Source organism: Streptomyces sp. NPDC040718, from assembly GCF_055593565.1.
The window spans coordinates 150,691-174,798 of record NZ_JBVIXO010000002.1; the positions used below are offsets into that span (position 1 = coordinate 150,691).

Below are 24,108 nucleotides of genomic sequence, written 5' to 3' on the forward strand. Positions count from 1 at the left end.
GTGCACCGGTTTCTCCTGACCCCGCGCTGGTGGGGGATCAACGTCTTCGTCGCGCTCGCCATCCCCTTCTGCCTGTTCATGGGGACCTGGCAGCTCGGCCGGTTCGAGGACCGCGTCGGCAGCCACAAGGAGGCGCGGGCCGAGCGCCCCGCCGACCTGGCCGCCGAGCCGCTGGACTCGCTGCTCCCGGTGGACACGAAGACCTCCGGACGGCTGGCTTCCACGGCCGGCGAGTACGGGCGCCAGCTGCTCGTTCCCGAACGGGACCTCGGCGGGAAGCCGGGCTTCTACGTCCTGACCCTGCTGCGGACCGACTCCGGGAAGACCGTCCCGGTGGTCCGGGGCTGGCTGGCGGGGGCGGCCGACCCGGCGAAGGCACCGGCCCCGCCGACCGGGCGGGTCGAGGTGACGGGGGCCCTGCAGTCCTCGGAGAACTCTGGTACCAAGGGCGTCCACGCGCAGGGCGGGCTGCCGGAGGGCCAGCTCGGGGTGATCGGGGCGGCCACGCTGGTCAACCTGGTGCACGAGCCGCTGTACGACGCCTGGCTGACGGTGCAGACGCCGGCGGACGGGATGACCCCGGTGCCGGCGAAGGCGCCGAACAACACCGGGCTGGACCTGAAGGCCTTCCAGAACCTCGGCTACACCGGCGAGTGGTTCGTCTTCGTCGCCTTCGTGCTCTTCATGTGGTTCCGGCTCTACCGGCGCGAGGTGGAGACCCTGCGCGACGCCGAGGCGGGACTGCTGCCCGCCGAGGCCCCCGCCGCGCCCGCGGAAGCCGCCGCCGAGGCCGCCGGGGAACCGGAGCCGGCTACGGCGCGCCCGGCGGAATGAGGCCGGTGCGGTAGACCGTGCCGCCGCAGGCCGCCGGGATGGTGGTCTGGGTGACGGGAGCACCCGCGCCCGGGGTGTGGGAGACCTCCACCCCGGCCGCCTCCGGACTCCTGGAGCCGGTCTGCGGGTCCTTGGCCGGGGCCCCGTCGGCGCCCGCCGGTTCCGTACCGCCGGACGTACCTCCCGCCGCGCCGCTCTGCTGACCGGCCGGGGGCTGCGCCGCCCCGCCCTCCTGCTGCGGCTTGGGGGAAGGACCCGGCGTCGAGGCCGGGCAGGACCGGTCGGAGGGCACCCAGGCGAACCGCACCTCGTAGGCGGTGTTGGGCTGGAGCAGCACGACCGGCGCCTCGGCGGACGGGTCGGGCAGCAGCTCGCTCGCCGGATCCCCCGCCGTGTGGCCCGTCACCGTGACCGGCGGCGCGGCCGCCTGGACGGGCGGCGGGCCGAGGGGCGCCACCGAGGCGGCAGTCACGGTGTCCGGGCCGGAGACCGTGCACCCCCGGGCCGAGAGGTTGGTGACCTTGAAGCTGCCGTAGACCTTGCCGTCGGTCTCGGGGGCGCGGGCACTGCCCGACACCCCCAGCTGGTCGGACGTGCACCCCGGTGCTCCGGGCGCCGCGCCCACCGGGGGCAGCGGTCCGTGGCCGGCGCCGCCGGTGGGGGCGCCCGCTCCGGTGCTGGAGGGGCCCGCGGTCGTACCGCCCGACGGCGAGCCGCTCGCCTGCGGGGACGGCTGCGTGCCGCCGCCCGCGTCCTGGCCCTTGCCCGGGGACCCGACCGGCCGGGGCCCGGCCACCGCGTCGGAGCCGTTCTGCCGCGGGTCGGAGCTGTCGCCCGCCCTGGCGCCCTGCGACGCCCCGTGCCCGGCCATGGCCGAGTGCCCGGCCACCGCGCCCTCGTCGGAGTTCAGGTGCAGTGCGGCCGGGATCGCGGTACCCGCCAGCAGTGCCACCGCGGCCGTCGCCAGGAGCGCCTGCCGCTTGCGGGCCCGGCGCACGGGCACCGCGTGCCGCAGCCGCTCCAGGGCCCCCTCGGAGGGCTCCAGCCCCCGCACGGCTCCGGCCAGCAGGCCGCGCAGCGCCTGCTCGTCGGCCGTGGCCGCCGCCCCGGCGGGGCCGGACAGGTTCTCGTGGTCGTCCCTCATGACTGCGCAGCCTCCATCGCCACCCTCAGCGCGGCAATGCCCCGCGATCCGTACGCCTTGACCGAGCCGAGCGATATCCCGAGCGTCTCGGCGACCTGGACCTCCGTCATGTCGGCGAAGTAGCGCAGTACGAGCACCTCGCGCTGACGGCGCTGGAGTCCGCGCATCGCCCTGATCAGGTCGTCGCGCTCCAGCTGGTCGTACGCCCCCTCCTCCGCGCTGGCCATGTCCGGCATCGGCTTCGACAGCAGCTTCAGGCCGAGGATGCGGCGGCGCAGCGCCGAGCGCGAGAGGTTCACGACGGTCTGGCGGAGGTAGGCCAGGGTCTTGTCCCGGTCCCGCACCCGGTTGCGGGCCGAGTGGACGCGGATGAAGGCCTCCTGGACCACGTCCTCACAGGAGGCCGTGTCGTCGAGGAGGAGCGCGGCCAGGCCCAGCAGGGAGCGGTAGTGGGCCTGGTAGGTCTCGGTGAGGTGGTCGACGGTGGTACCGGCCACGACCGGACGCTCGGCGTCTGCCCCCGCCGGCGCCGGGCCCTCGGGCACCAGTGTCTGCGGTGCCGGGGCCTGCGGCACCAGTGCCTGCGGTGCCGGGGCCTGCGGGGCCAGTGCCCCGGGTATCAGGGCCTCGGGCGGGAGGTTCTCCGCCGGCTGCGGGCTCGTGTCGGTGTCAGCGCCATCGCGGGGCGAGGGCACGCGGCCGACCCGGGTCGGGGCCGTGATGTGCGGAACGCCGGCCGGCGGGACGGGCACGATCACAGGGAAGCCGCCGCCGGGCGCGCCTGGGCGCCGGCGCGAGGGAACGATCCCGCTGCGCGCCGGTAGAACGACCACGTCCAACAGTGCCTCTGCCACGCCCGTTGGACACGCGTCCCCCCGTCAGGGTTGTACGCGCGAGGCAAAGTATTCAGCAATTTACCCATTGCCTTCATGCGTACCCGCTCTTCCCGATTGCCCCATTCATCCAGGCGGCAGTCGGGCCATCACCTTGATCAAGGGATCGATGCCGATCCTACAAAGCGAATTACGCGAATTCACCCGCGATCAGTTCCGAGATCTGGGCGGCATTCAGTGCGGCACCTTTGCGTAGATTGTCCGCACATACGAAGAACTCCAGGGCCCTCGGATCGTCGAGCGAACCCCTCAGCCGCCCGACCCAGGCCGGATCGGTACCGGCCGCGTCGGCCGGGGTCGGGAACTCCCCCGCAGCGGGATCGTCGACGAGGACCACCCCGGGCGCCGCCTCCAGGACCTCCCGGGCGTGCGCCGCGGCCACCTCCCGCTCGAAGCGTGCCCGCACCGTCAGGGAATGCCCGGTCACCACCGGAACCTGTACGCAGGTCACGGCGACCGGCAGCGCCTCCAGGCCCAGGAGCCGCCGGGTCTCCGCCCGGACGGCCAGCTCGTGCGAGGACCAGCCGTCCGCGCGCAGCTCACCGGACCAGGGCACCACGTTCAGCGCGAGCGGCGCCGCGAAGGGCCCGGTGTCCTCGCCCACGGCGCGGCGCACGTCCCCGGGCAGCTCCCCGAGGGGGCTCCCGGCGACCTGGGTCAGCTGCCTGCGCAGCGCCTCCGCGCCGGCCCGGCCCGAGCGGCTCGCTGCCTGGTACGAGGAGACGGCCAGCTCGGCCAGCCCGTATTCGGCGTGCAGCGCGCCCACGGCGGCGATCATCGCCGCGGTCACGCAGTCCGGGCCCGCGACGATCCCGCGCGGGCGGTCGCGTACGGCGCGGGCGTTCACCTCGGGCACCACCAGGGGCACCTCGGGGTCCTCCCGGAAGGCGGCGGACTGGTCCACCACGACGGCACCGCGCGCGGTGGCCACGGGGGCCCAGCGCGCCGACACCTCGGCCGGGGTCAGGAAGAGCACGACGTCGCCCCCGCCGAGGCCCTCGAAGGCGTCCTCGGTGAGGGCGAGCACCTCGGTCTCCTCGCCGCGGACGGTCAGCACGCGGCCGGCCGAGCGCGGGGAGGCGATCAGGCGGATGTCGCCCCAGACGTCCGCCCGCTGGGACAGGATCTGGAGCAGGATCGATCCGACCGCCCCGGTCGCCCCGACCACGGCGAGCGCCGGGGCCGGGGCCGACCGGTGCGGACTCATCGTCCGGTGCCTCCGTAGACGACGGCCTCGTCGCTGTCGGAGTCGAGGCCGAAGGCCGTGTGGACGGCGATGACGGCCGCGTTGACGTCGTCCTGGCGGGTCACGACCGAGATGCGGATCTCCGAGGTGGAGATCAGCTCGATGTTGACGCCCGCGTCGGACAGCGCCTGGAAGAAGGAGGCGGTGACGCCCGGGTTGGTCTTCATGCCCGCGCCGACCAGGGAGATCTTGCCGATCTGGTCGTCGTAGCGCAGGGAGTCGAAGCCGATCTGCGCCTTCGCCTTCTCCAGGGCGTCGATGGCCTTGTGGCCCTCGGTCTTGGGGAGGGTGAAGGAGATGTCCGTCAGGCCCGTGGAGGCCGCCGACACGTTCTGGACGATCATGTCGATGTTGATCTCGGCGTCCGCGATGGCGCGGAAGATCGCCGCGGCCTCGCCCGGCTTGTCCGGAACGCCTACGACGGTGATCTTGGCTTCGGAGACGTCATGGGCGACTCCGGAGATGATGGCGTGCTCCACCTGCTCGTCCCCTTGCGACTCGGGCTTCTCGTTGCTGACCCAGGTACCCGGCAGTCCGGAGAAGGACGAACGGACGTGGATCGGAATGTTGTAGCGGCGCGCGTACTCGACGCAGCGGTGCAGGAGCACCTTGGAGCCGGAGGCCGCGAGCTCCAGCATGTCCTCGGAGGAGATCCAGTCGATCTTACGGGCCTTCTTCACGACGCGGGGGTCCGCGGTGAAGACGCCGTCGACATCGGTGTAGATCTCGCAGACCTCGGCGTCCAGCGCCGCGGCGAGCGCGACGGCGGTGGTGTCCGAGCCGCCCCGGCCGAGGGTGGTGATGTCCTTGGAGTCCGCGGACACGCCCTGGAAGCCGGCGACGATGGCGATGTTGCCCTCGTCCAGCGCGGTGCGGATACGGCCCGGCGTCACATCGATGATGCGCGCTTTGTTGTGGACCGAGTCGGTGATCACGCCTGCCTGGCTACCGGTGAACGACTGGGCCTCGTGGCCCAGGTTTTTGATCGCCATGGCCAGCAGGGCCATGGAGATCCGCTCTCCGGCGGTCAGCAGCATGTCGAACTCACGCCCGGCAGGCATCGGAGATACCTGTTCGGCGAGATCGATCAGCTCGTCCGTCGTGTCGCCCATCGCGGAAACCACGACGACCACCTGGTGGCCGTTCTTCTTGGCGTCCACGATCCGCTTGGCGACGCGCTTGATGCCCTCGGCATCGGCTACGGAGGAGCCTCCGTACTTCTGCACGACAAGGCCCACGTGCGCTCCTCGCTCGGTCCGTCTCATTGCTGGTGCAGTCTAACGAGCGGTCGGGATACGACCGCCTCGTACCACATCATGAGATGTAAAGAGCAGCGGAACGGTTGCCCCTCGCACACCGCGAATCGGCCGGAACCAGTAGGAACCGGCCGCAACCGCCACACCCGGGAACGCGCTACCTGCGGCCCAGCTGGCCGAGCTCCTCGGCCATGACCGCGCCGGCCTGCTCCGCGAGGTCGTCCTCCGCCATGTCCTCGTCCGTGTCCAGGCCGTCCAGGGCCGCGAGCGGCTGGTCGAGGCGGACGTGGGCGATCAGCGACTGGAGGGCGCGCAGCATGGCCGAGGCCGTCGGGCCCCAGTTGGTGAAGTACGAGAACTGCCACCACCACAGGGCCTCGGTGACCCGGCCCGCCTGGAGGTGGATGAGCCCGTGCCGCAGGTCGGCGAACACGTCGGCCAGGTCGTCGGAGATCCGGTGCGCGACCGGGGCCTTGCGCGGCTCGTAGGGGTCGAAGACCTCGGAGTAGACGTCGACCGGCTCCAGCATCAGCGCGAACCGCTCGCGCAGGTCGTCCACGTCCGGCTCCGGTCCCAGGTCCGGCTCGTAGCGCTCCTCGGGCAGGACGTCCTGGTACGCGCCCAGCCGGCCGCCCGCCAGCAGCAGCTGGGACACCTCCAGGAGGAGGAAGGGGACGGCGCTGTCCGGGTCCTCGCCCTTGGCCACCTCGGTGACCGCGACGATGAAGGACTCGATCTGGTCCGCGATCGAGGCGGCGAAGTCGTCCGGATCCTGTCCCAGGGCGTGCAGCGTTGCGTCAGACATCAAGAAGTCGCCTTCCTTCAAAGGCCCGCCCGAGCGTGACCTCGTCCGCGTACTCCAGGTCTCCCCCGACGGGGAGCCCGCTGGCCAGGCGGGTGACCTTCAGGCCCATGGGCTTGATCATGCGGGCGAGGTAGGTGGCGGTGGCCTCGCCCTCCAGGTTCGGGTCGGTCGCGAGGATCAGCTCGGTGACCGCCCCGTCCGCCAGTCGCGCCAGCAGCTCGCGGATGCGCAGGTCGTCGGGGCCGACGCCCTCGATCGGGCTGATCGCCCCGCCGAGGACGTGGTATTTGCCCCGGAACTCGCGGGTCCGCTCGATCGCGACGACGTCCTTCGGCTCCTCGACCACGCAGATGACCGCCGGGTCGCGGCGCGGGTCACGGCAGATCCCGCACAGCTCCTCCTGCGCCACGTTCCCGCACACCGCGCAGAAGCGGACCTTCTCCTTGACCTCCAGCAGCGCGTGCGCGAGGCGCCGGACGTCGGTGGGCTCGGCCTGCAGGATGTGGAAGGCGATCCGCTGCGCGCTCTTGGGCCCGACGCCGGGCAGCCTGCCCAGTTCGTCGATCAGGTCCTGGACCACGCCTTCGTACAACGGACTGCCTTCTTTCGTTTCTGCGTGCGTATGGGTGTGGGTGCGGGTGCGGGCCCGCGGGAGCGATTAGAACGGAAGGCCGGGGATGCCGCTGCCTCCGCCCAGGGCCTGGGTCAGCGGTCCCAGCTTCTGCTGCTGGAGCGCCTGCGCGTTCTCGTTGGCCGCCTGGACCGCCGCGACCACCAGGTCGGCGAGGGTCTCGGTGTCCTCCGGGTCCACGGCCTTCGGGTCGATGACGAGGGCGCGCAGTTCACCGGAACCGGTGACCGTCGCCCTCACGAGGCCGCCGCCCGCCTGACCCTCGACCTCGGCCACGGCCAGCTCTTCCTGGGCCGCCGCGAGGTCCTGCTGCATCTTCTGGGCCTGCTGGAGCAGCTGCTGCATGTTGGGCTGGCCACCACCGGGAATCACAGGTACTCACTCCGTACGTCGAAACGGCTGCGGATCGCCTTCGGGGAAGGCTCGGTCAATCCGAGCCTACGTGCTCCCGGGGCGCCGCGCCCTACGCCGGGAGGACCAACTCTTTCGGGTGAGAGACGGGGCGTGCACGTACCTGATGGAGCCCTCCTTGTGGGCGGAAAACCCGGGATTCGTTGCCCATGGCGCGTCATTCGAAGGTAGGAAGGGCATGCGCACCATTGCGCACACGCGCACCACACGTCAGCGCAGGCAGAGGGAGTGCCGGGTGAGTCAGCCGGAGATGCAGCCCGAGGGGCCACCCCGGGATCCCGCAGAGGACGGTGACCTTACCGGCCGGCCGTTCCCTCTCGGGGACTGGGGAGAGCCCGCCGAGCGGCTCGACGAGCTCTACCGGCGGGTGGAGGCCGATGCGCTGCGCACGGCCGAGTGGTACCTGTCCGACCGGGCGTGGAAGCGGCGGGGCGCGCGGGCGCTGCGGGCGGGCGCCGCCGTGGGCGCCGTCACGGGCGCGGCGTTGCCGCTGCTGGAGCTGACGGGCTCGGTGCCCGGGGCGGCCTCGTACGGCTACCTCTCGCTGCTGCTGGCCGCGGCCTGCATGGCCTGCGACCGGTTCTTCGGGCTCACGTCCGGGTGGATGCGGGACGTGGCGACGGCACAGGCGGTGCAGCGTCGGCTGCAGACGCTCCAGTTCGACTGGGCCTCGGAGAACGTGCGCGAGGTGCTCGGCCCCACCGAGGGGACGGCCAGTGAGGCCGCCGAGCGGTGCCTGACGGTGCTGCGCCGGTTCTCGGAGGACGTCACGGAACTCGTGCGCTCGGAGACGGCCGACTGGATGGTGGAGTTCCGGGCCGGGCCGGCGCCGCTGCTGATGCAGTCCCTGGCCGGGGCGCCCGCCCGCCCGGACCCGGGGACCCCCCCGGCCCGTTTCCCGCTGCCGCCGGGCACCCGCCCGAACATGCCGCGCCAGCGGCCGCCCGAGCAGCCGCGCTGAGCCCCCCGGACGCGCCGCTCACGGGGGCGGCGCGCCGGGTCGGGCCGGCCCGTACGGATCCGGCGCCGGTCAACTGAAGATGATCATCGAGCCCTGGCCCAGGCTGCGCGTCGCCGCCGCGTGCAGGCCCAGCCACACGTGGCGCTCCCGCGCGAAGGGGCTCTCGTCGTACGGAATGGGCCCCGCGGGCTCCTCCAGTGCCGTCGGCCCCCCGGGCGGCGCCGGCGCGGCGGGCGGGTTCGCCGGGTCTATCCCGATGGCGGGGGCCACGAAGGCCAGCTCCCGCAGCAGCCCCTGCGCCGACCCCAGCGGGCCGCCGCCGGCCAGCAGCTCCTCGTTCGCCAGGGGCGCCGCGAAGTCCACCGGGACGTACGCTCCCGCGTGGTCGTAGTGCCACACCAGGTGCGACTGCTGCGCCGTGGCCTCGAACATCTCCAGCAGCTGCTCGTAGTCCCCGCCCAGCTCGTCCACCGGCGTCACCGGCAGCCCGCAGATCTGCAGCAGGTACGCCCGCCGCAGGAAGTGCAGGGCGTCGTAGTCGAAGCCGGCCACCGGGGCCACGTCCCCGCTCAGGCCGGGCATGTACGCGAACACGGGCACCGACGGCAGACCCGCCTCGCCCAGCGCCTTGTCGTACGAGGCGATCTCTTCCGCGAAGGGGTTGTCGGGGCTGTGGCACAGCACGTCGACAAGGGGGACCAGCCACAGGTCACAGGCCACGCGGGCTCCGATCAGTCGTTGCCGCCGATCGGGCCAGAGTAGTGCTCCGGACACGCTCCGCGAAGGGGTGCGCAGAACCCGGGCGGGCGGACCGGCGGCGTCAGAGGCTCGCGGCCCAGTCCAGCCCGTGCTGGTTGTACGCGCGCACGAGGCGGCGCACCTCGTCGGCGTCGGCCAGCGTCACCGCGTCCACCAGCTCGTTGTGCCCGTCCCACAGCGCGGCCCGCAGCTCCGGGGCGCCCTGGAGGTGCGGCACCGAGAAGACCCAGCACTGCACGCGGATGCGGTGCAGGAAGTCGGAGATGTAGGTGTTGCCGATCAGCTCGCTGAGCTCCCGCCAGAAACGCAGGTCGTAGCCGATCAGCACTTCGAGCGAACCGCTGCGCGCGGCCCGCCGCGCCTCCTCCGCGCGGCGGCGCACGGACACCAGCAGTTCGGCCGTGCCGGGCGGGGTGCCGCACTCGGCGAGGCGCCGGAAGATCCCGTCGAGTATCAGCGTCCGGGCCTCGATCATTCCCCGGAAGTCGTCGACGGTGAAGACCCGCACCCGGAAGCCCCGGTGCTGCACCGACTCCAGCAGCCCCTGTGCCGAGAGGTCGACCAGCGCCTCGCGCACCGGGGTCGCGGAGACCTCGTACTGCTCGGCGATCTGCTTGACCGTGAACTCGGTCCCCGGGGGGAGACGCCCCGCGAGCACCTCGTCACGCAGCGCGTCCGCGATCTGCTGCCGAAGGGTGTTGCGGGTGACACCTCCGCTCCGGCTGCCTGGCATAGGGGTCCGTCTCCTCCATAGAACTTCGGACACCTTAGGCCAGGCAGCGCGGCTGAAACCGAGCGGTCTACGGCTGGAATGCGGACATAGCGCCCACTATCCGGACCGTCAGGCGCCGGCCGTGTGCCGGTCGGCCACCGTCAGCGCCTCGTCGAGGAGGGCCAGACCCTCCTTGGCCTCGGCCTCCGTGACCGTGCACGGGGGGACGACGTGCGTCCGGTTCATGTTGACGAACGGCCACAGCCCGGACGCCTTGCAGGCCGCCGCGAATTCGGCCATGGGGGCGTTGGCGGCACCGGCGGCGTTGTACGGGACGAGCGGCTCGCGCGTCTCCTTGTCGCGTACGAGCTCCAGCGCCCAGAAGACGCCGAGACCGCGGACCTCCCCGACGGAGGGGTGCCGCTCGGCGAGGTCGGCCAGCCCGGGGGCGATGACCTCGGCCCCGATGCGGGCGGCGTTCTCGACGATGCCCTCCTCCTCCATCGCGTTGATCGTCGCGACGGCGGCGGCGCAGGCCAGGGGGTGGCCGGAGTACGTCAGTCCGCCCGGGTAGGGACGGGTGGCGAAGGTCTCGGCGATGGCGGCGGAGATGGCGACGCCGCCGAGCGGCACGTAACCGCTGTTGACGCCCTTGGCGAAGGTGATCAGGTCGGGGGTGACGTCCCAGTGCTCGGCGGCGAACCACTTGCCGGTGCGCCCGAAGCCCGACATGACCTCGTCGAGGATGAAGACGATGCCGTGGCGGTCGCACAGCTCGCGCACTCCGGCCAGGTAGCCGGGCGGCGGGGTCATGATCCCGGCGGTGCCGGGCACCGACTCCAGGATGATCGCGGCGATGGACTGCGGCCCCTCGAAGGCGATGGTGTCGGCGAGGTGGGCGAGGGCGCGCTCGCACTCCTCGGCCTCGGTGGCCGCGTGGAACGGGGACCGGTACAGGAACGGGCCCCAGAAGTGCACGACGCCGGCGGAGGCGGTGTCCGACGGCCAGCGGCGCGGGTCGCCGGTCAGGTTGATCGCCGCGGCGGTGGCCCCGTGGTACGAGCGGTAGGTGGAGAGCACCTTCTGGCGGCCGGTGTGCAGCCGGGCCATGCGTACGGCGTTCTCCACGGCCTCGGCGCCGCCGTTGGTGAAGAAGATCTTGTCGAGGTCGCCGGGGGTCCGCTCGGCGATGAGGCGTGCGGCCTCGGAGCGGACGTCGACGGCGAAACCGGGCGCGAGGGTGCAGAGCCTGGCGGCCTGCTCCTGCACGGCCGCGACCACCTTGGGGTGCTGGTGGCCGATGTTGGTGTTGACCAGCTGGGAGGAGAAATCGAGGAAGCGGTTCCCGTCGTAGTCCCAGAAGTACGAGCCCTCGGCGCCGGCGACGGCCAGCGGGTCGATCAGGGCCTGGGCGGACCACGAGTGGAAGACGTGAGCGCGGTCGGCGGCCTTGACGGTCGCGCCGGTGACATGAGGGGTCATGCGGTCACGCTAGAAGTGCGCAGGTGGGAAGGGATATCGGCGGACTGTATGGGGGTGGGGGGCCGCTCTCGGCAGTCTGTCTGCCGACGCCACCATTGACAGCAAACTCCCAAGATGACAGTCTTCTGTCATAATTTTCGTCCTGCCAACTGGAGGCGAGCACCATGACCGGGACCACCGCCAAGCCCGTCCACCTCGCGGTCTACGACACGTGGGCGGACTGGGAGACCGGACACACCACCGCACACCTCGCCCAGCGCGGCCACGAGATCCGCACGGTCGGCTTCGCCGCCGACACCCCGGTGACCACGATGGGCGGGGTCCGGATCCTGCCCGACCTGTCCCTCGCCGACCTGCGCCCCGAGGACTCCTCGCTGCTGATCCTGACCGGCGCCGCGCTCTGGGACTCCGGCGACGGGCTCGCCCCCTTCGCCGCCAAGGCCCGCGAGTTCCTGGCCGCCGGGGTGCCGGTCGCGGCCATCTGCGGAGCCACGGCGGGCCTGGCCCGGGAGGGCCTGCTGGACGACCGCCCGCACACCAGCGCGGTCTCGTTCTACCTCGCGGAGCAGCCGGGGTACGCGGGCGCCGGGCAGTACGTGGAGGCCGACGCCGTCACGGCGGGCGACCTGATCACGGCGGGCCCGACCGAACCGGTGGCCTTCGCCCGGGAGGTCTTCGCCCGGCTCGGCGTGTACGAGCCGGACGTCCTCGACGCGTGGTACCGGCTCTTCCACGACTCCGACGCGAGCGCGTTCCCGGTCCTGATGGCGGCGGCGGAGGCGGGCGATGCCTGATCCGCTGTCCGGGCGGGAGCGGCAGGACCTGCTCAGCCGTACCGCGCTCGGCGTCTTCCACCTCAACGGCCAGTTCCTCGCCGTCTCCGAGGAACTGGCCCGCCCGGCCGGGCTGACGGCCGCGTGGTGGCAGGTACTGGGCGCGGTGCTGACGGAGCCGCTGCCCGTGGCGGGCATCGCCCGGACCATGGGGATCACCCGCCAGAGCGTGCAACGCGTGGCGGACCTGCTGGCCGCGCAGGGCCTCGCCGAGTACGTCCCCAACCCCGCGCACCGCCGCGCGAAGCTGCTCCGCCCGACGGATGCGGGCCGCGCCGCGATCACCCGCATCGACCCGGGCCACGCGGAACTCGCGACCCGCCTGACCGAGGCCCTGGGCGAAGCGGGCTTCGCCGAGACGGTCGTGGTCCTGGACCGTCTCTCGGCGGCGCTGGCGGCCATCACATCGGAGTCCGGAGGTACGACCTGAGGCGGAGGCGCCGAGGCCGGACCGCCCCACGGAATCCGCCCGGCCAGGGCCAGGGGTCTCCCCGTCCCCTCCCCCCGCGGAGCGCACCGCACTACGCTCGCCCCGTCCGGCCAGCCCAGGGGGAAGGGACCACCCGGCGATGGAGCAGCTCCACCCCACCGACCCGCACCACGTCGGCCCGTACCGGCTCCTGTCCCGCCTGGGGGCCGGCGGCATGGGCCAGGTCTACCTGGCCCGCTCCGACCGCGGCCGGGCCGTCGCGGTCAAGCTCGTCCACCCCGGCCTGGCCCTCCGCGAGGAGTTCCGCTCCAGGTTCCGCCAGGAGGTCGACGCCGCCCGGCGCGTCGGCGGCGCCTGGACCGCTCCCGTCCTCGACGCCGACACCGAGGCGGCGACCCCCTGGTTCGCCACCGGCTACGTCGCCGGGCCGAGCCTGCGCCAGGTCGTCGCCCACGACTTCGGCCCGCTGCCCGCCCGCACGGTACGGATCCTCGCGGCCGGACTCGCGTACGCCCTCCAGGACATCCACCGCGCCGGCCTGATCCACCGCGACCTGAAGCCCTCCAACGTGCTGCTCACCATCGACGGCCCCCGCGTCATCGACTTCGGCATCGCCCGCCCCCTGGAGGAGCCCGACGGCGGGCTGACCCGGACCGGGCAACTGGTCGGCTCCCCCGGCTTCATGGCCCCCGAGCAGGTACGCGGCGGACCGGTCACCCCGGCCTGCGACGTCTTCTGCCTCGGCGCCGTCCTCGCCTACGCGGCCACCGGGCGGCTGCCGTTCGGCGACGCGGAACACCCCGGCGGGACCGCCGGGCTGCTGCTGCGCATCGTCGAAGCCGAACCCGACCTGGGCGGCGTACCGGCCGAACTGCGCGGGCTCGTCGCGGACTGCCTGCACAAGGATCCCGCCGCCCGGCCGGACCCGGGGGCCGTCCTGGCCCGGGTGGGGGCGGGCGACACGGTGGCCGACGGCCGGGCCCTGGAACCCTGGCTCCCGGCACCGCTCGTGGCCCAGCTGGGCCGGCGGGCCGCGCAACTCCTCGACCGCGAGGACTCCGGCCCCGCGGGCACCCCCGGGCCGGCGACCCCGCCCTCCCGGATGCCGCCCGCACCGGCCGCACCGCCCGCACCGCGCACCGTCCCCGCCACCCTCGCGGCCGCCGCCGGCCCCCCGGTGCCCGTCCACGCGTACGCGCCGCCGCCCGCGGTCCCCCCGGCCCGCCCGGGCACCGTGTCGACGGCGTTGCTCGTCGCGGTTGCCTTCGTCGTCGCGGCAGCGGCGGGCGGCACGGTGTACGCGGTGATGAGCGGTGACTCCGCGGCCCGGCCCCCGGTCACGGCCCCCGGCCCCTCCCTCACGGGCCCCTCCGCACCGGGTTCCGGATCCGGCTCCGCTTCGGGTTCCGCCGCCGGGAGCCCCGGGGGCGGAACCCGGACGGGCCGGCTCCCCCAGTCCTACGCCGGCACCTGGCGGGCCTCCTCCGGTTCCGCGGACTGGCGCCTGACCCTCACGCCCGGAGCCGTCGGCGACTCCGTCATGACCCTGCGCGTCGAGCACCCGGGCTACTCCTGCTCCTGGCGGGCCTCCCTGCGCAGCGCCCCCGACCCGGTGGAACTCGACGCCTCCACCGTCACCTCCGGAGCCCCTCCCACCTGCACCCCGGGCGGTTGGAGCCGGCTGCGGCTGCTACCGGACGGCAGCCTGCTCCGCGAGCTGAGCGGGGGGTCCGCTCCCCCTCTCACGTACTACAGGGAGTAGTCGGCGCCCGGCAGTACTGGACAAGCCCTGGACAGGACCCCGCGCCCCGCTGGAGAGCCGTTTACGTCGAACCCCCGGTGGCAGACTGAGCCGTGTGCTCACGCAACTCGCCGCGGCGACCGGCGTCCTGGCCCTGCTGACCCTCGTACCCGGCCCCGACATGGCCATCGTGACCCGGCGGGCCGTCTCACGGGGACGGGCCGACGGGCTGCGCACCGTCGGCGGGATCGCCGTCGGGCTGCTGCTGTGGGGCGCGCTGACGGTGGCCGGGCTCGCGGCGCTGCTCGCCGCCTCGGCCGGGGTGTACTTCCTGGTCAAGCTCGCGGGGGCGGCGTACCTCTGTTTCCTCGGCGCGCAGGCCCTGTGCCGCCCGGGCACCGGGACCGCCCTGGACACGGCCGCCGGCGATCCGGACGGCCGCCCCGCGCCCGGCCGCAGCAGCGGCAGCGGCAGCGGCTGGCGCACCGGACTGGTCGCCAACGCCCTCAACCCCAAGATCGCCGTGTTCTACACCGGCCTGCTGCCCAGCCTCGCGCCGCCGGGCCTGCGCCCGGCGGCGGGGATGGCCCTCCTCGTACTGGTCCACGTACTGCTGACGCTGGCCTGGCTGAGCACGTACGTGTACGTCCTGTCGCGCGCCCGGCGCTTCTTCACGTGGCCGCGCGTCCGCCGGACGATGGACCGGGTGACGGGCATCGTCCTGATCGGCTTCGGAGTGCGGGTGGCCACGTCCGCGACGTAGCCCCCGGGTAGGGGGCGGGGCCGCCCGGCTACGCGAGGAGGCGGTCGAGCTCCTCGGTGAGGGCGGCCCGTATCCCGTCGTGGCGCGGCGCGAGCGCGTGGCGTTCGCCGCGCCAGCACTCCTCGTCCTCGTAGAGCCAGACCGGCATCCGGACGAGGTCCTCGGGCTCCCAGTCGTAGCGGGGCCAGATGTGGGCGTGCAGGTACGGGTCGGTGTTGCCGAGGATCTCGATGTTCACGCGGCGGAAGGCCGGGTCGAGCCGCGCGCAGGCCCGCTCGACGGCCTCGGCGAGCCGCTCCAGGTCGGTGAGGTACGCGATCCGGCGCGCCGGGGGCAGGTCGGAGAGCCGGGTCACGGCGGGGTCGTCGGTCAGCAGCACCGAGTACCCGGGCAGGAACTGCCGGTCCCCGATGGCCGCGAATCCGGAGTCGAGGCGGCGCAGGACGGTGGGGTTCTGCCCCCGGTGCGCGCTGCCGATGCGGTCGTGTCGCCAGTCGATCTCGTTCATCCCCGGACCCTAACGGGCCGTGGCGGGGGCCGGTTTGCCGATGTCCGGCCGGGCGTGGACGCACTGCCGGCTGGCTCTCAGGTAGCGGTGGTCATACCTGAGAGCTACTTCGGAAGCCCGCTCCGCAGCGTGACGCCGACCAGCGGTGCCGATTCCTAACTTCGTTACCAGAGCGGGCGCCTGCCCGACGGACCGAAGGACAGGAAGAGGAACCCGACATGAGCACTGGCAGCCGCCTCCGCCGCACTCTGCTGGCCGGCCTCGTCGCCGCGGCCGTCGTGCTCCCCGTGTCCGCCGCCGCGTCCCCGCGGATCCCGGCTCCGGCCCCGGCGGCCGTCTCCGAGTCCGCCACTCTGGACAGCCGGTACGCCGCCGCCCTCTCCGACATCGCCGGGGCGGCCAGGACGGCCGAGGATTCGGGCCACGCCGGCCGGGCCGCGAAGCTGCGGACGATGGCGGGGCCCGGAGCCCGGTTCCTCGCCTTCGACGGGCGCGGCCAGGGCCGCGCCGTAGAGGTGTTCGGCGATCTCGGCGGCGCGGACCGGATCGCGGTCCTGGTGCCGGGATCGGACACGAACCTCGACACCTACCGGCGCTTCCGGGAGGGGGCGCTCTCCCTCCAGCAGCGGCTCCAGGCGGCACATCCCCGCTCCGCGGTGGTCGCCTGGCTCGGCTACGACACCCCCGGCACGGTCAGCACCACCGTCCTGACCGCCGACCGCGCCGACCGGGCCGCGGCCGAACTCGGCCCGTTCCTCTCCGGGTTGCGCAAGCTCACCCCGGCCGGCGCCCGGATCTCCCTGCTCTGCCACTCGTACGGCTCGGTGGTCTGCGGCCGGACCGCGACCGGCCCCGGGGTGACCGACATGGCCCTGTACGGCAGCCCGGGCACGGGAGCGGCCACCTCGGGGGACCTGCCGACCGACGCCCGGGTGTGGGCCGGCCGGGGCTCCGGTGACTGGATCGGCAGTGTTCCCCATGTACGGCTCGGCGGGGTCGGGTTCGGTACCGATCCCGTGGATCCCGCCTTCGGCGCCCGCGCCTTCGCGGCCGGCTCCGCCGGGCACAGCGACTACCTCAAGCCCGGTACCGAGTCCCTCGGCAGCCTGGCCCGCATCGTCCTCGGAGCGGAGGCCCCGCATGCGTAGGCTGCACGCCCGCTGGTCGGCCCTCGCCGACCGCGTCGACGGGGCGACCCCGGTGGACCGGGACCGCTCGGTCGACGCCCTGCGGGCCCTCGCGATCCTCGGAGTGGTGCTCGGGCACTGGCTGGTGACCTCGCTGACCAGTACCGACGGCGGTCTGCGCGGGGTGAGTCCGCTGGCCCACATGCCCTGGCTGGCCCCGGTCTCCTGGGTGCTCCAGACCCTGGCCGTGTTCTTCCTGGTCGGCGGCCATGTGGCGGCCCAGGGGTACACGTCGGCGCGGGCGCACGGGGTCGCGTACGGGAGCTGGGTCCGGCTGCGGCTGGGACGGCTGTTCCGCCCGGTGGCGGCGGTGCTGGCGCTGTGGGCCGTCGTGGCGGGCGGACTGCTGCTGGGCGGCGCGGAGCCGGACACCGTCCGGACCCTGCTCCGGCTGGTGTGGTCGCCGCTGTGGTTCCTGCTGGTGTTCGCCGCGCTGACCGCCGCCACCCCGCTGGTGGTCCGGCTGAGCCCGCTGTGGCCCGCGCTCGTGGTGGCGGTGGTCGACGTGTGGCGGTTCGGCTTCGGCGGGCCCGAGTGGATCGGCTGGGTCAATGTCGCCGCGGGCTGGCTCGTCCCCTACACCCTGGGCGCCGCCTGGGCGCGGGGGGCGTTCGCCCGGCGCCGTCCGGCCCTGCTCCTGCTGGGCGGGGGCGCGGCCGGCGCCGCCGCGCTGGTCCTGTGGGGCGGGTACCCGGCGTCGATGGTGGGGGTTCCGGGGGCGGCGGTGTCCAATCTGAACCCGCCGACGCTGGCCGCCGTCGCCTTCGGGCTGGCCCAGTGCGGGCTGGCGCTGCTGGCGCGCGGGCCGCTGGCGCGGGCCATGAGCCGGCCCCGGACCTGGGCGAAGGTGGCCCTGATGAACCTGTCCGCGATGACGGTCTTCCTCTGGCACCAGACGGCGATGATGTCCGTCACCGCTCTGGGACTGCTGGTCTCCTCCGACCTGCCCGGGCTGCACACCGAGCCCGGTACTGCGGGCTGGATAGCCGTCCGGGTGCTGTGGCTACCGGTGTTCGCGGCCGCCCTCGCCGTCTGCTGGGCCGCGTTCCACACCTACGAACAGGCCGCCCGGCCCCGGGAAGCCGCCGGGACCCTCCGCGACCGGCGACCGGGATCCGTACCGGAGATGTCCCATGCCTAGGGTGGACGGCGTGAACGAGCAGAAGGAACCCCGGGCCGAGGGCCCCGCCCAGGACGGCCCGGCACCGCGCGGTGTGGCCCGGCAGCTGTTCACGTTCGGGCGGGATCCGCTGCCCCCGATGAAGCGGCCGCGCTGGCTGAACCGGCTGCCACACGTCCTGGTCGTGTACGTCGCGGTCCTCTTCGGCTTCCTGACGTTCACACAGATCCAGGACCACTACCACGTGCGCGATCCGAGCGTCATCGTGCTGTGCCTCTTCACCGGCTTCTCCGTCGTGGCCGCGATGTTCCGGCCGGTTGCCGCCTGGTGGCTCGGCCTGGTGACCTACGGCTTCATCGCCGCCGCGATCCACGGTCACGTGGGGTGGGGCCAGACCTGGCCGTGGACGCCCGTCGGGCTCTTCGCCTTCGCCCCCTTGGTGCTGCTGGTGGCCCTGCGCGTGCCGCCGAAGGTGACGGCCGCGGTCGTCGCCGTCCCCGTCGCCTGCACCTGCGCCGCCGAAGTGCTCTTCAAGCCGGAGCACAGCCAGAGCAGCGCGGTCGGCGCGCTCCTCGTCTTCGGCTTCGCCGGCCTCCTCGGGTACGCCCTGCGGGCGACGCGGCTGGCCCGCGGGCAGCTCGTCGCCCAGGAGACCCTGACGGAGGAGGAGCGGGCGCGGCGGACGCTGCTGGAGGAGCGCAGCCGGATCGCCCGTGAGCTGCACGACGTCGTCGCCCACCACATGTCGGTGATCTCCATCCAGGCCCAGGTGGCCCCGCACCTGGTGGAGAACCCGTCCCCGGAGCTGAAGGAGAACCTCGCGGGCATCCGGCAGAACGCCCTGGAAGCCCTCACCGAACTGCGGCGCGTCCTCGGCGTGCTGCGCTCCGAGCACGCCGACGATCCGGCGAACCCGCACCACCCGCAGCCCACCCTGGCCGAGCTGGACGTCCTCGTGGACAACGTGCGCGGGGCCGGGCTGGACGTCACCACGGAGACCGCGGGCGTGCGGCGGCCGCTGACCCCGGGCGTCGAGCTGACCGCCTACCGGATCGTGCAGGAGGCGCTGAGCAACTGCCTGCGTCACGCCCCCGGTTCCCGTGTGGAGGTCGGCATCGCCTACGGCCCGCGCGAACTGCACCTGTGCGTGGCGAACTCGGCGCCGACCCGGCCGGCCCCGCCCTCGCCCGGTGCGGGGCACGGGCTGCTCGGCATGCGGGAGCGGGCAGGCATGCTGGGGGGCGAACTGGCAGCCGGCCCGCGCCCTGACGGCGGGTACGAGGTGAGCGCCGTGCTCCCCATGGATCCGCCCGGCGGTTCATCCTCAGACAAGAAGAAGGACGCATGAGCACTCCGATCAGGGTGATGATCGCCGACGACCAGATGATGGTCCGGCAGGGCTTCACCGTCCTGTTGAACGCCCAGCCCGACATCGAGGTGGTCGGCCAGGCCATAGACGGCGCCGACGCGGTGGCGAAGGCCGGAGAACTCGCCCCGGACGTGGTCCTGATGGACATCCGCATGCCGGGGATGGGGGGTATCGAGGCCACCTCCGTCATCACGGGGACACCCGATTCGGCGGTGAAGGTGCTGGTGCTGACCACCTTCGACCTGGACGAGTACGTGTACGAGGCGCTGCGCGCGGGAGCTTCCGGCTTCCTCCTGAAGGACGCTTCGGCGGACCAGCTGGCGGAGGCCGTGCGGGTGGTCGCGGCCGGTGAGGCCCTGCTGTCGCCGAACATCACGAAGCGTCTGATCACCGAGTTCTCTCGGCTGGGCGCTCCGCGTGCGCCGTCCAGGGCCCGGATCGAGGAGCTGACGGAGCGGGAGACGGAAGTGCTGTCGCTGATCGCCCAGGGCCTGTCGAACGGGGAGATCGCGGCGCACCTGGTGGTGGCCGAGCAGACGGTGAAGACCCATGTGGGACGGATCCTGGTGAAGCTGGGCCTGCGGGACCGGACCCAGGCCGCGGTGTTCGCCTACGAGACGGGTCTGGTCCGTCCGGCGGGCTACTGAGGGCCCCGTGTAGTACCTGAGGTGGACCCCGTGAAATCCCCTTCGGCGGCGACGCGGTCGAGGGGGGCACCGGCCTACGGTTTGGGCATGACCGAGACGACCACCGGGGCGACCCCCCGGCCTCCCGAACTGCGGATGGCTTCGGGCCTGCTCCAGAGCCTGCGCGACGAGCTGATCACCGATGCCTTCGCCTACCGGCCACTCCCGCTGATGCGGACGGACGGCCCGCTGGTGCGCCGGCTCCCCGAGGGGATACGGCCGAAGGCGGCCTATCTGCCGCATGCCGTGGTGGTCGCGACGGCGTTCTTCGTGACCATGCTCGCGAGCGCCGACAACCAGTACGGCGGCCCGCCGGTGCAGTTCGTGGTGCTGGGGCTGCTCGCGGCGGTTCCGGTGCTGATGACCCTGGTGCGTCCCGCGGGGGCGTTCTGGGTGGTGCTGGCGCTGACCACCGCCCTGTCGGTGTTCTCCGACCGGAACCTGTCCTGGCCGTGGTCGCCGAGCACCTTCGGGGCGACCCTCGCCGTGATGACCTTCGTGGCCATGCGGCTCCGGCCCCGTGCCGCCGCCTGGATGTGGGTCATCACCCTGCTGTACGGGACGGTCCTGCCGATCCTGGTCGGCGGGGAGAACGGCGCCGCCGTCGCGCCGATGGCCTTCTTCTCGGCGGTGGCCCTGCTGGTGGTGACGGTCCGCAACACGCGCAGGGAGGCCCGGCGGGAGGTCATCGCCGAGCGGGAGGTGACGGCCGTCGAGCGGGACCGGCGGACGCTGCTGGAGGAGCGGACGACCATCGCCCGCGAGCTGCACGACGTGGTCGCGCACCACATGTCGGTGGTGGCGATCCAGGCGGAGGCGGCCCCGTACCGGGTGAAGAATCCGCCGCCGGAGCTGGAGGCGGCCTTCGCCACCATCCGGGAGAACGCGGTGGCGGCCCTGACGGAGCTGCGGCGGGTGCTGGGTGTGGTGCGGTCCGCGGACTACGAGGCCCCGGAGGCCCCGCAGCCGACGCTGGCCTCCCTCGACGGGCTGCTGGCCAATGTGCGGGAGGCGGGCCTGAGCGTGGACAAGACCGTCACGGGTGCGGTGCGCGAGCTGCCGCAGGGCGTGGAGCTGTCGGCGTACCGGATCATCCAGGAAGCCTTGAGCAACAGCCTGCGGCACGCCCCCGGGGCGGCGGCCGGTGTGGAGGTCTCGTACGTACTGGGCGGTCTGGGGATACGGGTGGTCAACGGTCCGGCGGACGGGGACGTCCCGCCCTCGCCGGGAGCCGGGCACGGGATCACCGGGATGCGGGAGCGGGTGGCGATGCTGGAGGGGGAGATGACGGCCGGGGAGACCGGATCGGGCGGGTACGAGGTGGCGGTGTTCATACCGGTGCGCAGCCGGCCGCAGGCCGAGGAGGAGCCGGCATGACGATCCGGGTGCTGATCGTCGACGACCAGATGATGGTCCGCGAGGGGTTCTCCGTCCTGCTGAACGCGATGGAGGGCATCGAGGTCGTCGGAGAGGCGGTCGACGGCAGGCAGGCCATCGCTCAGGTGGCGGCCCTGAGGCCGGACGTGGTGCTGATGGACATCCGGATGCCGGAGATGAACGGCCTGGAGGCGACGCGGCAGATCGTGGCGGCGGACACGGACGCGAAGGTGCTGGTCCTGACGACCTTCGACCTCGACGAGTACGTGTACCAGGCGCTGCGTGCGGGGGCGTCCGGGTTCCTGTTGAAGGACGCCTCCGCCCGGCAGCTGGCGGAGGGGGTGCGGGTGGTGGCGGCCGGGGAGGCGCTTCTCGCCCCGTCGGTGACGAAGCGGCTGATCTCGGAGTTCTCGAAGCTTTCGGATGTGCAGCGGGCTGCGGACCCTTCGGGGGTGTCGGAGCTGACGGAGCGGGAGACGGAGGTGCTGGTGCTGATCGCGCAGGGCCTGTCCAACGGGGAGATCGCGGACCGGTTGCTGGTCGCGGAGTCCACGATCAAGACGCACGTGAGCCGGATCCTGGTGAAGCTGGGCCTGCGGGACCGGACCCAGGCCGCGGTGTACGCCTACGAGACACGGCTGGTGACGCCTGCTTAGGGTGCTGGGATGCGCTTTGATCCGTGGGATGCCGCGTTCGTCGCCGATCCGTACCCCGCCTACCGGGAGTTGAGGGAGCAGGGGAGGGCGGTGTGGTGCGCGGCGACGGGCCAGTGGCTGGTGCCGCACTACGCCGATGTGAGCGCTCTGCTGCGGGACCGGCGGCTGGGGCGGACGTACCTCCACCGGTTCAGCCACGAGGAGTTCGGGCGCGAGGCCCCTCCGCCGGAGCACGAGCCGTTCCACGTGCTCAACGGGAACGGCCTGCTGGACCTCGAGGATCCCGCGCACGCGCGGGTGCGGCGGCTGGTGTCGAAGGCGTTCACCCCCCGCATGGTGGAGCGGCTCGGGCCGTCGGTCGAGCGGCTGGCGCGGGAGCTGGTGGACGGGCTGCGGGCCGACGGGGGCGGGGACCTGCTCACCGCCGTCGCCGAACCGCTGCCGGTGGCGGTGATCGCGGAGCTGCTGGGGGTCCCGGAGGGCGACCGGGGTCTGCTGAGGCCCTGGTCGGCGGACATCTGCGGGATGTTCGAGCTGCGGCCGGACGCGGAGACCGTGCGGCGGGCGGTGGCGGCGAGCGTGGAGTTCAGCGCGTACCTGCGGGAGCTGATCGCCGAGCGCCGCAAGGAGCCCGGCACGGATTTGATCTCCGCGCTGATCGCCGCCCACGATGAGGAGGGCCGGCTCAGCGAGCAGGAGATGATCTCGACTTGCGTCCTCCTGCTGAACGCCGGGCACGAGGCGACCGTGAACACCACGGTGAACGGCTGGTGGGCCCTGTTCCGCAATCCCGGACAGCTCGCCGCCCTGCGCGAGCGCCCCGGACCGGCGGATCCGGAAAAGTTGTCCACAGCTGTGGATGAGCTGATGCGCTACGACACGCCCCTCCAGATGTTCGAGCGCTGGGTTCTCGACGACATCGAGGTCGGGGACACCGTCATCCCGCGCGGGGCCGAGGTGGCGCTGCTCTTCGGGTCCGCGAACCGGGACCCCGCGCGCTTCGAGGACCCGGACGTGCTGGACCTCGGACGAGCTGACAATCCGCACCTGACCTTCGGAGCCGGGATCCACTACTGCCTGGGCGCGCCCCTGGCCCGCCTGGAACTGGCGGCCTCCTTCGGCGCGCTGCTCGACGCGGGAGGCCCGCCGATGCGGCTCGTACGGGAGCCGCGGTGGCAGGAGGGCTATGTGATCCGGGGCCTGCGGGAGCTGCTGGTGGAGTTCTAGACCGGTCCGGCGGCGGGCCCGAAATGCCCGCCATCATCCCGGTCCACGGCTTCTGCGGCTGGGTGGGCGAGCGCACCGGCCCCGCCCACCCCACCCGCCCGTCCCGCCCCGCCCCGGGCACCTCCGCCGCACCTCACCTCGGCAGCGTCAGCGCCCAGGCCGCCCGCCGCACCGTCCACGTGCGCCGCCGCACCGGCCCGGCCAGGGCGTGGTCCGCGCGGTAGCGGAAGTCCTCGCCGAACGCCCCGACCACCCCGGACACCGTGACGGCCTCCGCACACCCCCTCAGCGGCGGCGCTCCCGACAGCCGGACCACCACCTCCGCCGGTCCGGCTCCGCCCCCGGCCGTCCGTACGGCCACGTCCTCCACCGGGCGGTCCCCGTCGGCCAGCACCACCCCGTCGGCCTCCACCCGCAGCCCGTGCACCGGCCTTGCGGGCGCCGCCGGGCTCGGCAGCAGCGTGCGCAGCAGCGAGCGGTAGCCGCCCCGCAGCACGGCCGGCACCGGCGGGCTGATCCGCAGGCCCCCCAGCACCACCCCGCCGCCGTCGTCCACCAGCAGGTCCCGCGGCGGTGCCACCCCGTCCAGCGCCGCCCTCGCCGCCAGCACCGCCGACAGCGGCACCCCGAGCGACCGGGCCAGCGCCAGCGACCCCGGCGTCCCCACCGGGATCAGCGAGACCACCCGCTCTCCGGGCTCCCGCTCCCGGTGCAGCAGCCCCACGGCCCGCACCAGCGCCCGGTCGTCACCCACGATCACCGGCCGCCGATGACCCCGGCGGGCGAGGGCCCGCGCAAATTCCTCCTGCGAATCCGGGAGGCAGATTTTCGCTGCGGCTCCCGCTGACAACACATCCTTCGCGATTCGCACGGACTCGCCGTCAAGACGGCGGGCGACCGGGTCGACGAGCACGAGCAGGCCGCCTACCGGCGCGCCCGCATGGCTCATGGCGGGCTCTGGAGCCGACACCTCGGTCCTTCCTCGGGTAGCATCTTTATGCAAGAGGCCCTTGCGCTATTGCGCCAGGGCCTTCGTCTATTCCGGGGCACCGGTCCGACGGCTCAGCCTGCGGTGTA

At 73.3% G+C, this 24,108-nt stretch carries 25 protein-coding genes; 13 read left to right on the forward strand and 12 right to left on the reverse strand.

The features are described 5' to 3' along the window. Positions 1–834 (forward strand): SURF1 family protein, encoded by an 834-nt coding sequence (locus ACZ597_RS05955; RefSeq protein WP_471325534.1) that lies wholly within the window; start codon positions 1–3, stop codon positions 832–834. Here ACZ597_RS05955 and ACZ597_RS05960 read toward each other — a convergent pair. The 7 genes from ACZ597_RS05960 to ACZ597_RS05990 form a co-directional block, all read right to left on the reverse strand. After that, on the reverse strand, positions 812–1,978 hold the full coding sequence (locus tag ACZ597_RS05960) for a hypothetical protein (RefSeq protein ID WP_471325537.1): 1,167 nt from the start codon (positions 1,976–1,978) through the stop codon (positions 812–814). The two genes, ACZ597_RS05955 and ACZ597_RS05960, sit on opposite strands and share 23 nt — an antisense overlap. After that, positions 1,975–2,526 (reverse strand): SigE family RNA polymerase sigma factor, encoded by a 552-nt coding sequence (locus ACZ597_RS05965; RefSeq protein ID WP_471326760.1) that lies wholly within the window; start codon positions 2,524–2,526, stop codon positions 1,975–1,977. The genes ACZ597_RS05960 and ACZ597_RS05965 overlap by 4 nt, the downstream gene beginning before the upstream one ends. A 475-nt stretch (positions 2,527–3,001) precedes the next feature. After that, entirely contained in the window at positions 3,002–4,078 is a 1,077-nt protein-coding gene (locus ACZ597_RS05970) for an aspartate-semialdehyde dehydrogenase (protein ID WP_471325540.1), read from the reverse strand. Beyond that, positions 4,075–5,355, reverse strand: coding sequence for an aspartate kinase (locus ACZ597_RS05975; RefSeq protein ID WP_007264986.1), 1,281 nt, complete (start codon positions 5,353–5,355; stop codon positions 4,075–4,077). The genes ACZ597_RS05970 and ACZ597_RS05975 overlap by 4 nt, the downstream gene beginning before the upstream one ends. A 175-nt stretch (positions 5,356–5,530) precedes the next feature. Continuing rightward, complete coding sequence (locus ACZ597_RS05980; protein ID WP_471325542.1) at positions 5,531–6,178, reverse strand: DUF5063 domain-containing protein; 648 nt, start codon at positions 6,176–6,178, stop codon at positions 5,531–5,533. Beyond that, positions 6,171–6,770, reverse strand: a complete 600-nt coding sequence (gene recR, locus ACZ597_RS05985) for a recombination mediator RecR (protein WP_401250629.1) — start codon at positions 6,768–6,770, stop codon at positions 6,171–6,173. Before recR ends, ACZ597_RS05980 begins: the two co-directional genes overlap by 8 nt. A gap of 66 nt (positions 6,771–6,836) precedes the next feature. Next, on the reverse strand, positions 6,837–7,181 hold the full coding sequence (locus ACZ597_RS05990; RefSeq protein ID WP_388933403.1) for a YbaB/EbfC family nucleoid-associated protein: 345 nt from the start codon (positions 7,179–7,181) through the stop codon (positions 6,837–6,839). Positions 7,182–7,455: 274 nt separating this feature from the next. Here ACZ597_RS05990 and ACZ597_RS05995 point away from each other — a divergent pair, with 274 nt between their 5' ends. After that, positions 7,456–8,181, forward strand: a complete 726-nt coding sequence (locus tag ACZ597_RS05995; protein WP_471325545.1) for an SLATT domain-containing protein — start codon at positions 7,456–7,458, stop codon at positions 8,179–8,181. 69 nt (positions 8,182–8,250) lie between these two features. Here the strand turns inward: ACZ597_RS05995 and ACZ597_RS06000 are convergent, their stop codons facing one another. The 3 genes from ACZ597_RS06000 to ACZ597_RS06010 form a co-directional block, all read right to left on the reverse strand. Continuing rightward, complete coding sequence (locus ACZ597_RS06000; protein ID WP_405979981.1) at positions 8,251–8,901, reverse strand: hypothetical protein; 651 nt, start codon at positions 8,899–8,901, stop codon at positions 8,251–8,253. Positions 8,902–9,001: 100 nt separating this feature from the next. Continuing rightward, positions 9,002–9,673, reverse strand: a complete 672-nt coding sequence (locus ACZ597_RS06005) for a GntR family transcriptional regulator (RefSeq protein WP_471325548.1) — start codon at positions 9,671–9,673, stop codon at positions 9,002–9,004. A gap of 108 nt (positions 9,674–9,781) precedes the next feature. Continuing rightward, a complete protein-coding gene (locus ACZ597_RS06010) occupies positions 9,782–11,134 on the reverse strand; it encodes an aminotransferase class III-fold pyridoxal phosphate-dependent enzyme (protein WP_471325551.1) in 1,353 nt (450 codons plus the stop codon). Between the two features lie 164 nt (positions 11,135–11,298). Between ACZ597_RS06010 and ACZ597_RS06015 the strand changes: the two genes are divergently transcribed. From ACZ597_RS06015 to ACZ597_RS06030, 4 genes are all read left to right on the forward strand, one after another. Beyond that, complete coding sequence (locus tag ACZ597_RS06015) at positions 11,299–11,928, forward strand: DJ-1/PfpI family protein (RefSeq protein ID WP_471325554.1); 630 nt, start codon at positions 11,299–11,301, stop codon at positions 11,926–11,928. After that, complete coding sequence (locus ACZ597_RS06020; RefSeq protein WP_471325556.1) at positions 11,921–12,397, forward strand: MarR family winged helix-turn-helix transcriptional regulator; 477 nt, start codon at positions 11,921–11,923, stop codon at positions 12,395–12,397. The genes ACZ597_RS06015 and ACZ597_RS06020 overlap by 8 nt, the downstream gene beginning before the upstream one ends. A 139-nt stretch (positions 12,398–12,536) precedes the next feature. Beyond that, positions 12,537–14,159, forward strand: a complete 1,623-nt coding sequence (locus ACZ597_RS06025; protein WP_471325558.1) for a serine/threonine-protein kinase — start codon at positions 12,537–12,539, stop codon at positions 14,157–14,159. A 94-nt stretch (positions 14,160–14,253) separates the two neighbouring features. After that, complete coding sequence (locus tag ACZ597_RS06030; RefSeq protein WP_471325561.1) at positions 14,254–14,901, forward strand: LysE family translocator; 648 nt, start codon at positions 14,254–14,256, stop codon at positions 14,899–14,901. 28 nt (positions 14,902–14,929) lie between these two features. Here ACZ597_RS06030 and ACZ597_RS06035 read toward each other — a convergent pair whose 3' ends face one another. After that, positions 14,930–15,409: an HIT family protein gene (locus ACZ597_RS06035; RefSeq protein ID WP_471325564.1), complete on the reverse strand. Its 480-nt coding sequence runs from the start codon at positions 15,407–15,409 to the stop codon at positions 14,930–14,932. 218 nt (positions 15,410–15,627) lie between these two features. Here ACZ597_RS06035 and ACZ597_RS06040 point away from each other — a divergent pair, with 218 nt between their 5' ends. The 7 genes from ACZ597_RS06040 (at position 15,628) to ACZ597_RS06070 (ending at position 23,031) form a co-directional block, all read left to right on the forward strand. After that, positions 15,628–16,557 (forward strand): alpha/beta hydrolase, encoded by a 930-nt coding sequence (locus ACZ597_RS06040; protein ID WP_471325567.1) that lies wholly within the window; start codon positions 15,628–15,630, stop codon positions 16,555–16,557. Further along, positions 16,550–17,737: an acyltransferase family protein gene (locus tag ACZ597_RS06045; RefSeq protein WP_471325573.1), complete on the forward strand. Its 1,188-nt coding sequence runs from the start codon at positions 16,550–16,552 to the stop codon at positions 17,735–17,737. The genes ACZ597_RS06040 and ACZ597_RS06045 overlap by 8 nt, the downstream gene beginning before the upstream one ends. Before the next feature lie 10 nt (positions 17,738–17,747). Further along, positions 17,748–19,064: a histidine kinase gene (locus tag ACZ597_RS06050; RefSeq protein WP_471325579.1), complete on the forward strand. Its 1,317-nt coding sequence runs from the start codon at positions 17,748–17,750 to the stop codon at positions 19,062–19,064. Further along, positions 19,061–19,732, forward strand: a complete 672-nt coding sequence (locus ACZ597_RS06055; RefSeq protein WP_471325582.1) for a response regulator — start codon at positions 19,061–19,063, stop codon at positions 19,730–19,732. Before ACZ597_RS06050 ends, ACZ597_RS06055 begins: the two co-directional genes overlap by 4 nt. A gap of 87 nt (positions 19,733–19,819) precedes the next feature. Continuing rightward, positions 19,820–21,148, forward strand: coding sequence for a sensor histidine kinase (locus ACZ597_RS06060; protein ID WP_471325585.1), 1,329 nt, complete (start codon positions 19,820–19,822; stop codon positions 21,146–21,148). Beyond that, positions 21,145–21,804: a response regulator gene (locus ACZ597_RS06065; RefSeq protein WP_471325588.1), complete on the forward strand. Its 660-nt coding sequence runs from the start codon at positions 21,145–21,147 to the stop codon at positions 21,802–21,804. The genes ACZ597_RS06060 and ACZ597_RS06065 overlap by 4 nt, the downstream gene beginning before the upstream one ends. A gap of 9 nt (positions 21,805–21,813) precedes the next feature. After that, positions 21,814–23,031, forward strand: coding sequence for a cytochrome P450 (locus ACZ597_RS06070; RefSeq protein ID WP_471325591.1), 1,218 nt, complete (start codon positions 21,814–21,816; stop codon positions 23,029–23,031). A gap of 133 nt (positions 23,032–23,164) precedes the next feature. Here the strand turns inward: ACZ597_RS06070 and ACZ597_RS06075 are convergent, their stop codons facing one another. Beyond that, positions 23,165–23,980 (reverse strand): diacylglycerol kinase, encoded by an 816-nt coding sequence (locus ACZ597_RS06075; protein WP_471326763.1) that lies wholly within the window; start codon positions 23,978–23,980, stop codon positions 23,165–23,167. Positions 23,981–24,108: the final 128 nt, after the last annotated feature.

Coding starts and splice junctions, on each gene's coding strand:
- ACZ597_RS05960 (WP_471325537.1), bottom strand. CDS start 1,978: ATGAGGGACGACCACGAGAACCTGTCCGGCCCCGCCGGGGCGGCGGCC.
- ACZ597_RS05970 (WP_471325540.1), bottom strand. CDS start 4,078: ATGAGTCCGCACCGGTCGGCCCCGGCCCCGGCGCTCGCCGTGGTCGGG.
- ACZ597_RS05980 (WP_471325542.1), bottom strand. CDS start 6,178: ATGTCTGACGCAACGCTGCACGCCCTGGGACAGGATCCGGACGACTTC.
- ACZ597_RS06005 (WP_471325548.1), bottom strand. CDS start 9,673: ATGCCAGGCAGCCGGAGCGGAGGTGTCACCCGCAACACCCTTCGGCAG.
- ACZ597_RS06010 (WP_471325551.1), bottom strand. CDS start 11,134: ATGACCCCTCATGTCACCGGCGCGACCGTCAAGGCCGCCGACCGCGCT.
- ACZ597_RS06015 (WP_471325554.1), top strand. CDS start 11,299: ATGACCGGGACCACCGCCAAGCCCGTCCACCTCGCGGTCTACGACACG.
- ACZ597_RS06020 (WP_471325556.1), top strand. CDS start 11,921: ATGCCTGATCCGCTGTCCGGGCGGGAGCGGCAGGACCTGCTCAGCCGT.
- ACZ597_RS06025 (WP_471325558.1), top strand. CDS start 12,537: ATGGAGCAGCTCCACCCCACCGACCCGCACCACGTCGGCCCGTACCGG.
- ACZ597_RS06035 (WP_471325564.1), bottom strand. CDS start 15,409: ATGAACGAGATCGACTGGCGACACGACCGCATCGGCAGCGCGCACCGG.
- ACZ597_RS06040 (WP_471325567.1), top strand. CDS start 15,628: ATGAGCACTGGCAGCCGCCTCCGCCGCACTCTGCTGGCCGGCCTCGTC.
- ACZ597_RS06045 (WP_471325573.1), top strand. CDS start 16,550: ATGCGTAGGCTGCACGCCCGCTGGTCGGCCCTCGCCGACCGCGTCGAC.
- ACZ597_RS06055 (WP_471325582.1), top strand. CDS start 19,061: ATGAGCACTCCGATCAGGGTGATGATCGCCGACGACCAGATGATGGTC.
- ACZ597_RS06060 (WP_471325585.1), top strand. CDS start 19,820: ATGACCGAGACGACCACCGGGGCGACCCCCCGGCCTCCCGAACTGCGG.
- ACZ597_RS06065 (WP_471325588.1), top strand. CDS start 21,145: ATGACGATCCGGGTGCTGATCGTCGACGACCAGATGATGGTCCGCGAG.
- ACZ597_RS06070 (WP_471325591.1), top strand. CDS start 21,814: ATGCGCTTTGATCCGTGGGATGCCGCGTTCGTCGCCGATCCGTACCCC.
- ACZ597_RS06075 (WP_471326763.1), bottom strand. CDS start 23,980: ATGAGCCATGCGGGCGCGCCGGTAGGCGGCCTGCTCGTGCTCGTCGAC.